The following is a 9091-nucleotide window of genomic DNA, read 5'->3' on the forward strand; positions in this document are numbered from 1 at the left end:
CCCAACGTCGTAGAGTGCTAATAGAAACCCCCAAAGCTTGAGCGGCCTTACCTATCCCAACAAATCTATTCATAATACGTATTATTACATAGATATAAATAGATTACAAGTAAACTGTGTAAACCCTAGCTCGTGTTCTGAGAAAGCCGCTCTTCCATTACTAGGCGATTTATGTAAGATTTCCTCCGTAACCGGAGGTTCTTGTACTTTTTCCTTTAATGCGCATCACCCGCTTTTTGAGGAACATTTCCTCTCCCGCGCCGTATGTCCTGGTTCACTATTGATTGAGATGGTTCTGGCTTTGTCCACACAGGGTAGGGCGAAAAATATCGCATCTGTTGCGCTGAAAAAAGTAAAGTTCATTGAAGCAGTTTATCCGGGAGATACCTATCAGTTGACCATTAAACAGGATACAGAGTGTGAACCGGGTGGCGTTTTTTATATTCATACGGAAACTAAAAAACGAATCACTTACGGTAAGTTTTCTATCAAATATAAAAAGGAGGATGCGCCATGTTTAACATAATAATCTCTTTTATTCCGTGGAGTATTTACTCCTGGGTTATCAATGGAAACGTTTTAACTCTGGTCGAGCGCTCTCTCATCTTAACTGTGATTTTATTGTTCATTATTGCTGTGAATATTAAAATTATCCGGCAGAGAGAACCCGTGATGATTACTAACATTCTGACAGTTATTGTCCTGTTTGTTAATTATTTCGCTGGATGGTCTACACTTTTACTGAACTACCCTACAGTTTTTTGCTATCTGTCACTTACTCTGGTTTCATTGATGAGCTTGCTGGTAAAAAAACCCTTTACCATTTTTTATGCTCCTGCTGGTATTCCTGAAGAAAAACGCAAACATATCCTCTTTTATCTCATCAATAAATATATTACATGTATTTGGGTAATCATCTTTTTTGCCAATGGTCTTCTAGTGGCTTTTTTTACATGCTCCCCCCAGATTTGGTTGGTCACTATGGGTTTAATTTTTGCTGGTATTCTTTTTTCTAAATATCTTCCTCATGTCATGCAATATTTTTATCGCGTGAAACACCATGGAGCATAATATGTCATTGTTTAATATTCTGACTAAAACCCCTTTATGGGCCTGGATTTTGCTTATTTTTCTCATCGCGAGGGGAATAATCGCATTGAAAGATAGGGAAATGAAGGTTAACCGCCTTTTTCTATTGCCGTTAGTCTTTCTTTTTTTGGGCGGAAGCGATGTGATTAACCAGCTGGCGTTCCCATGCTGGGGAGCATTCTCAATGTTGGCAGGGCTGATGATCGGCGTTGGCGTTGGCTGGTTGCTCTGGCGTGCCACTCCGCGTTTAAAAATCAAAGAGGGAACGGATTTAATTATTCGGCCTGGTACGCCGTTGACGCTGATATTTATTCTTATCGCTTTTGTCATCAAATTCACATTGATTGTTTTTCTCCATGTTAAACCTGATTTGAAATATGCATTTGATTTTAATCTTCTTTTTGGTCTTTTAAGTGGGTTCACTGATGGTGTGTTTTGGGGCGGCACATTAAATTTATATAGAGCATTTCGAAAGAATCCAAATTAATTCCTATACCATGGGGACTTCCTATCAGAACTCTCTCAATAGAAGCTTATTCTTAACAACAACGCTGCATACAAACGCAGCGTTGCCTTATAGTTTCAGATTTTTTTGTCACAGTGCGTGAATACGTGACGGAAGTGATATATCTGACGATGCCCCCTTGGGGGAAGAGCGAGCCTAAAGGTTTAGAATGCTATGAGTTTAAGCTCGCTGGACTTTGAGCAGATAGTTTATCGCTAATGGTAAATCATTTTGTTTTACGATTCAAAAAGAGGATAGTGATGGTCTCATTGGCGTAGGTGGGCAAGAAAATTCTTAGCTTGGCAATGCGTCAACAATTTGTAGAACTATGTTGTGGAACCCATACGCAAAGCGGTTGCTATGATGGCATAATGCTTTTGTCAAGCATTATGATATGGGTGGAACCGGTGTTTAAGGGTGCAACTGCGGTCACTGTACGACCCAGTAGCATTACGTCTGAGTATTTAGGAGCGGCAGACTCCGTACAGGCTACGCGTACAATATGTGAAGCACGCTTGCGGGAATCAGTGTGTCATTATTGCGTTGTGCACGCAACCCTCTAGCTAGGACTTCATTGGTAAGGCTGTTTTTTGAAGCTGGTTGTAATTATCTGTGTGTTTTTAAAGAGAACGTTAGCACTGATGTATCGCGTGCAGTACCATTTAGCTTTGTGCGACTATTTTCATTTCTTTTGTTTTTTGCCCTTAAGAACTCCGCGTTTCTTGGTCCTTTTTTACGTGTGAGTGGCAACAGAACAAAAAGCCTTTCTCTCGTATTTTTCTTTTTTTGTTCAAAAAAACCAAAGCGTCTTAATGAGCAGAGATCTTGTCTAAAAAGGTATTTTTTAGATTTATAGCTTTATTTTCAATGGAATAGAGAATTTCTGCTTTTGAGTGCGCAAGTGCACCTTATGATGAGACATAAGATGCGAACCCGTAAGCTTAGGTATATAGTCGGCAGACACCGTCATTATTAGAGTTTTTTTCTAGATTGTGCTTAGCTATGCCGCATGTAAAGAAATTTTAAAATTACTTATGGTGACATGTTGTCAAATTAGAGATTCAGCTCTTCGATTTGTTAGAAATATGACAATGCCAAAAGATATACATATTTTGGATGGACTAGTGCCAATTGATAAGCTTGCTGATAATATTTGTAAGTGTCATAATAGAGCACAAGAAGAAATAGAAAATCGCCGTCTTTAATGATGCAAAACAGCGCGCCAATTTAGAGCGCAAGATTATTGCTCTTGCAAAGCAAGGCGAAAAAAGCAAAATGATCAAAATGTGGTAATGCGGATTGAACAAACTGACTTGCATAAGCGAAAAGAAATAAAACAAGCATAAGAAACTTAAAAAATAAAGAGAATTGCTTATACAATACTTTGCATGAAAGTAAATTTGCAGAGGATACAGAAATAAATAGGATAAAAGGAATTGTGACGTATAAAAGAAATATTCATAGACATATTTTATACTAAGTGTAACGGAAAAGTGCAAAGATGCGTATAATAGCGGGTGATGGATTAACTGGAGTATAAGTGGGTATTGTGAGGGCGGAGTTTTTGGTTAAGAAGTGCGTTCCGTACGCTATAAGCTTTCTTCATCCTTGATATAGGCGTTGAGATCATCGCCCAATGCAACGTAAAGGGTCTGTTTTGCCCTTAACGTTTGTTTGTCTGATTCCATAGTGCTCCTTAGCTCTATCAGCCATTATGGTGATAATTTCCTCGTCCAAAAAACAGATCAATCGATTGCGGAATAGGGAATGTGTGCTTTTTCCGACTGTGTCTTTTTTTAAAAATAGCTTTATCTCGTGGCAGGGTTGGGTATGTCTATATGATCAGCCTGCCAAAGAAATGGAAGCGTTATCGCGATAGCTATCAATAGAAGTCCAGCGATAAAGGTGGCAGCAAACTGCAATGATATAAAAGAACCAAGGACGCCGACCAAAAAGCTTCCGATCGGCATTCCAGCATAGCCTATCACCCGAAAAGCAGAATTAGCTCGCCCGAGAAGTTGCTTTGGTGTGAGACGCTGCCTGAAGGCAGTAACACCAATAAACCATAAGCTTGCTCCAACGCCAGCGATAAAGGTGACGCCCCATACGACGACAGCACTTTTTGAAAAGGCAGGAATAAGCAGCAAGGCAACCGTTCCTAAGCCGTCAGCGAGAACAGCTAGGCGCACCAGTGCATAGCGTATACGCGGTGCAAAGAGGGCACCTGCCATTGTACCAAGCGCGTAGGCTGCAAACATCACGCCATATTGGCTGCTATGTAGGCCCAGATACCGATCGTCGGTAACGAAGAAGATGAACGAGGTTAGGAATGCTCCAAATACCACCGATATAAAGAATGTGAGTAATGTAAGGGAGCTGAGATGCCGATTTGAAAAAATGAAACGAAAGCCGGCAATGATATAACGGAAAGTGATGTTTTCTTTATCAAGTGCTGGCGATGTCAGAACAGCACGGCGAGCGGTAAAAATCAACGTGATAAAAAGCACGATTAATAGGCCGAGAAATAGCAGTGTGCTATGCACTAAAATGCTGCTTGTTATGATGGGGGCAAGAAAAGAGGAGACACCGAAATCTAAAAACAAGACAATTGAGTAGAAGGTCATCAACCGCTCTCCCTCCATGATAAGTGGCGGAATTGTCATTATATAAGCTTCGGCAGAAACGACGATGAACCCAGCAATGGTTGCATAGAAGAAAATTTGTTCGGCTGGAGCAATCTGTATCATAAGCAGTACGAACAGGATAATATGCATGAGCATGAAGATGAGGAGAGCCGAGGTGGCAAGTTTTATCTTGTCGCAGCGATCAAGTAAAGTGCCTGCAAGGATGCCAAAAATTGGCCATGCTAATGAGAAGAGACCTTGTGCCCAACTTACTCCGATGACGTCATATCCAGATTGTCTTGCTAATAGCGGGATAGCAGTGCGCAAAGCACCGCTGAGTAAGGCGAGCAGACTAACGGTTAGGCAAAAATAGCGTATGTTCTTATTGGCAAAAAGCGTGAACATTCTTTTCTCCTTAAGATGCCACACAGATTTCCGCTGGTCCATCAAGTACGGCGGTTGTATTCAGCATGTTTGCGACATAGTCGTCCAAGATATCCCTATCTTCTTGAGGTAGAAGAAAATACATCAGGTTGGAATACCATTGCCAACCACACTGAGTCAGCTGGAGATCGTTATCACTTTCTGCGATGAGACCTGCGCCTATAAGCTGTTGTAGATTATTGTATACGAAAGAGGGGAGTACGATCCAGTCAATTCTTTCTTTTTTGGCATAGCCGTTATAAGGTAGCCGCATACACAAAGCCTTGGAGGCTTGTTGCTCCGCTGATACCCAATTGTAGTATACTTTGGATTTTCCTTTAAGTTGTATGTCGGTAATGTATCCGCTTCGACTGGGATTGGCTCGTGTGACGAGTGAGCCGAGAATCGACAGTGCTGACGTCCCGAAGCCAACCAGATAATCGTCATGATAACCATGCAAATATTTGTGATAGCGGAAATAATTAGCGGAACTTGTTTTAGCGAGCGTTAGAGGAGTGTTATTGGCAATTTTGATATAGGAATGCCCATTACACGGCGCATAGCCGCAGCTGCGCATAACGATGTCGCTAAATAAGCGAAGCATCTGTCGATGCTGTAGACTGGATGGTTTTAGTCCTTTTTGTGTGTAAGACTTATGCAGTTGCGACGTGATAGCCAGATTGTTGATTGCATAGAGGTTGATGGTTTCAGGGTGAAGCTCGCTGGCTTGCTTCAAATCGTATAATAGTTCTTCGGCTTGCTGGCTGTGCATGCCATATAGTATGTCGAAACCGACATGTCCAATTATCTCTTGTGACCAGGCCACGGTATTTTTGATTTGTTCACGTGTTGAGGTGAGGTTAAACAATGATCGGAACTGCTCAATGAAACTCTGTACACCGAAGCTGATCCGGTTAACGCCGATCTCACGGGCAGCATAAAGTTTATCACGTGTGACGCTTTGTTATGTTGCTGGGACTTGGGATTTGCGTCTGGTCATGAAATATCATTAGCGCAAAAAGATGGATTTAAAAGTAGAGATATATTTTTAATATCCCTGTAAAATTTTGAGAAGAGATAGAATTATCTATTAGAAAACAATATAAATGTCCAGTGTGATAATATTATCGAATTACATGACATCATCGCTCTTTCCCGCCATTTTGACATATTGCATAAAATCTCATTGAGATTGTGTCATGTACTGGCAAACGAGGATAGATCGCGTTTTGGTATGACTGCGGCGGAGTTACATGCCGCATTCTCTTTGCTAGAGTCCAAGAGGATGAAGCTTAATGGGGAGCATTTGCATGTGGGCTCTAATTCGAATTCGACTGAGTTAAGAGTATCCAACTTAACTAAGGCTGGAAAGGATATTTACGCATTGAAGGATCAGATAAGTTTTATCAGTCTAGGCGGGAGATATCCGACTTTCACAGTATTCTGCGATGCCGTGATGGTCAATGACGAATACCCTCGTAAAATTTATGAGGCATTGTCACAATTGGGGGGTGATTTACATAAGCTTACGGTAATTATTGAACCTAGGCGTATTATATCTGAAGATTATGGTTATTTATTTTCAAATATTAGCTCTATAAAAGAGCGGAAGGGTACGAACTTAATTACAATCTGGGCTCTGGGGACGTGTGCTCGATCTGCACAGTATCACGAAAATAGAGTGCCGCAAATTTTGTCTTTTCGAGATATGAGCAGTGAATTTAGTTTAGTGGATGTCGTTGGTTCAAATTGTTATGAGCATGATATTCTTGTAAGAAATATGTCTATTCCATTGGATTTATCCTTAGATGACAAATTTATGCTGCCGGCATGTGGGAGCTATGATATAATGAATGCGCCAGATTGAATTCGAACGCGGCCTCAAATTATCATTTTTTGAAGAAAATGACTATTCGTATGGAGTTTATCGCTTTGCTTATTAGGTATTGTGCTTTGTTGGAGCGCGTCTAGTCATAAAGTGCTTTCTGGTTGATGGCGAATCTTTAGTTGTGAGTGGATAGCTTGGTAGGTGGTTATTCCAAAGCGTGGTCGTTTTAGGGGCGCTGCGATAGTTGCTGTCGAATAAAGGAGATTTTTTGCAGTTGTATAAAACCTAGTGTGGTGCAAAATATTCGTGCTTATTTGCAAAACATATTTAATTTGATTCGTCGATCTTTTATACTAGTAGAAAGTTAGCACACCGATGTATCATGTGCAGTGCCATTTTCATTTTTACAACTGTTCTCATTCTCATTTCTCTTGTTTTTTCCTTAAGAAACCTGTGCTTCTCGGACTTTTTTTGCGTAATGGAAAAATTTCATGTCCACCGCCACAGATCTATTTTGGCTATCGGTTGAAGGACGTGTGCGTCCTCTCCAGTTAAAAGACAGCGTTTGATATTCAGATCGTTGTGGATCTGCATCTTGATTTTGAAGCTGATTGCGTTGTACAAAATCTTCAAACAGGACGACTAGTCCCTCGTTTATTTTTTATATTTTTCAACAGTTCTTTATTACCAAGAATTGGTTTTTTAGAGGGAGCATATCAAGTTTTGTATCAAGAAGTCTTTTAAAAAATTTTATTGAAAATACTGAAAATGGATTGCAAGATGAACAAACGCTTGCTGAGGATATTTTATCAATGATTATAAGTGCTTGGGGGCATAATGTTGTACAAAAAAACGCATGGCATGAAGTCCAAAAAAACAATACAGGCGCATTGCGCTTCTCCTTTAAGAATTGGGCATCTCCTCTTAGCTTAATGAGTTCTCATTATGCATTCTTTAGGCAAGATTTGCGGTGGAAAGACTTGACGGAAAAAATCAATCAGTTTTGTTTAAAAGATCTGATCTTAATAGGCCCTTCAATAGGGAAGGGTCTTTCACAATGTTTTCTGTGATGAAGCAATTGCTCTCTCTTGGTATGCCTCTGGCTATTGGTTTTATCTCTCAGATGATGATTTCCTTCACAGATGCAGCGCTTGTGGCGCATTTAGGTGTTCAAGCCTTGAGTGGTACAATGTTGGCTCTGAGTATGTTTAGTTTTGTTATGTTGTTGGGGCTAGGGATTATTACCGCGGTTTCCCCAAAACTTGCGGAAAGTTTTCGCAAACAAGATAGAGATGCATTAAAGGCATGGTTTGATCAAGGAATATGGCTTTCCCTTTTGATTGGAATGATGAGTGCGATCATTTTACTTAATACGAGGAATATTTTATGTCTTCTCGGCTAAGATGAGGCAATTGCTCATATAGCGCAGGAATATAATAGTGGCGCTGCGATAGGGGTGGTGTTTTTTTATCTTTATGTGAATAGCCGTGGATTACTGTCAGCAATTGGTAATCCACAGCCTTTAACCTGGGTTATGCTTACGGCTATCCTCGTGAATTTTCTTATCTCTTGGCCGCTTATTTTTGGCATAGGTCCTGCAAGCGGATTAGGTGTCTTTGGTGCTGGAATTGCGAGTAGTTTGATCCGTATTTTGATTGTTATGGCAGTAGCAATAATTCTGGCTCGCAATTCTACTTTTCGTTCCTTTCACTTTCATTATTTGAAACCAAAGTTAGAAATTTCACGAATCATACAATTGCTGCTCGTAGGAATCCCCATAGGTATCCGTCTTCTTATTGCGGAAGGTTTCCCTTCTGTCATTGCTTTCATGATTACAGCTTTTGGGATCGAAGCTTTAGCTGCGCATACGATTGGAATGCGTCTTGATATGCTTATTTCTGTGGTAGCTTTAGGGATTTCTAGTGCAGCCGCGACAATAGCAGCGTGGTATCGAGCAGATGGGAATCATATGGCTCTAAAACAGTTACGTATGAGTATCACAGTTTTTGCTGTCGCTTATGTCTTGTTTTTATCAGGGGTTGTTTATCTCTCTTATGAATTTATCCTTACAACTATCTTTGATATTGCTGAGGAAAGCGTTATTGTTCTCTCTTGGGCGTTGCTTCCGTTTGTCTTATTATCTTTTGCCTTTGGCATTTTAGGGGCTATGCTCAATGGCATACTTGTGGGCTTGCTTGATACGTTTTGGTCAACCATTGTTGTCACAATAAGCTATTGGGGGATAGGCTTATTTGGAGGCATGCTCTTGGCACATTTTTTTGAATATGGCTTTATAGGGTATTGGTTTGGCATGATTGGTGCAAGCTTAATCGTTTCTCTCTTTAATTATATGCGCGTGGGTTATTTAATAAAACGCAATTCTTTGTTTGGAGCAGGAACCAAATATTGCATAAAAACACAATAAAGTCAATATGTTATGTGCAATTATTTTATATGAATCCACTCAAGAATCCATCCTTTTATGCGTGTTTAAATTGACCATTTTTTATATAAGATTGCCATGTATGAATAGACCATAAAAAGCCAATCATGATGCAAATGTTATAACGCATGTGTCATTCAAATGAAATGAAAAGCAGCTATCACTCATAACAGTTCATA

At 40.2% G+C, this 9091-nt stretch carries 8 protein-coding genes and 1 pseudogene; 7 read left to right on the forward strand and 2 right to left on the reverse strand.

All coding sequences use genetic code 11. From position 1 onward, the window contains the following. Positions 1 to 37: 37 nt before the first annotated feature. The 4 genes from ABD915_RS08225 (at position 38) to ABD915_RS08240 (ending at position 2157) form a co-directional block, all read left to right on the forward strand. Positions 38 to 526: an ApeI family dehydratase gene (locus ABD915_RS08225; protein ID WP_345117282.1), complete on the forward strand. Its 489-nt coding sequence runs from the start codon at positions 38 to 40 to the stop codon at positions 524 to 526. Continuing rightward, on the forward strand, positions 514 to 1071 hold the full coding sequence (locus ABD915_RS08230; protein ID WP_345117284.1) for a hypothetical protein: 558 nt from the start codon (positions 514 to 516) through the stop codon (positions 1069 to 1071). Before ABD915_RS08225 ends, ABD915_RS08230 begins: the two co-directional genes overlap by 13 nt. A gap of 1 nt (position 1072) precedes the next feature. Beyond that, complete coding sequence (locus ABD915_RS08235; protein ID WP_273757243.1) at positions 1073 to 1576, forward strand: DUF6622 family protein; 504 nt, start codon at positions 1073 to 1075, stop codon at positions 1574 to 1576. A gap of 323 nt (positions 1577 to 1899) precedes the next feature. Next, on the forward strand, positions 1900 to 2157 hold the full coding sequence (locus tag ABD915_RS08240; RefSeq protein ID WP_345117287.1) for a hypothetical protein: 258 nt from the start codon (positions 1900 to 1902) through the stop codon (positions 2155 to 2157). Between the two features lie 1245 nt (positions 2158 to 3402). Here the strand turns inward: ABD915_RS08240 and ABD915_RS08245 are convergent. Together ABD915_RS08245 and ABD915_RS08250 are read right to left on the reverse strand one after the other, a co-directional pair. Then, the gene (locus tag ABD915_RS08245; RefSeq protein ID WP_345117289.1) at positions 3403 to 4623 is read right to left on the reverse strand and encodes an MFS transporter; all 1221 of its coding nucleotides are present in this window, start codon (positions 4621 to 4623) and stop codon (positions 3403 to 3405) included. A gap of 10 nt (positions 4624 to 4633) precedes the next feature. Then, positions 4634 to 5509: a hypothetical protein gene (locus ABD915_RS08250; protein WP_345117291.1), complete on the reverse strand. Its 876-nt coding sequence runs from the start codon at positions 5507 to 5509 to the stop codon at positions 4634 to 4636. 228 nt (positions 5510 to 5737) lie between these two features. Between ABD915_RS08250 and ABD915_RS08255 the strand changes: the two are divergent. The 3 genes and pseudogenes from ABD915_RS08255 to ABD915_RS08265 all read left to right on the forward strand — a co-directional run. Beyond that, positions 5738 to 6508, forward strand: a pseudogene (locus ABD915_RS08255) (type III PLP-dependent enzyme domain-containing protein); the annotation flags it as partial. A gap of 1018 nt (positions 6509 to 7526) precedes the next feature. Beyond that, the gene (locus ABD915_RS08260) at positions 7527 to 7871 is read left to right on the forward strand and encodes an MATE family efflux transporter (RefSeq protein ID WP_345117293.1); all 345 of its coding nucleotides are present in this window, start codon (positions 7527 to 7529) and stop codon (positions 7869 to 7871) included. A gap of 57 nt (positions 7872 to 7928) precedes the next feature. After that, complete coding sequence (locus tag ABD915_RS08265) at positions 7929 to 8894, forward strand: MATE family efflux transporter (protein WP_345117295.1); 966 nt, start codon at positions 7929 to 7931, stop codon at positions 8892 to 8894. The last annotated feature ends 197 nt before the right edge of the window (positions 8895 to 9091 follow it).

Origin of the sequence: Bartonella jaculi, assembly GCF_039543045.1 — a bacterium.
Classification (GTDB): domain Bacteria; phylum Pseudomonadota; class Alphaproteobacteria; order Rhizobiales; family Rhizobiaceae; genus Bartonella; species Bartonella jaculi.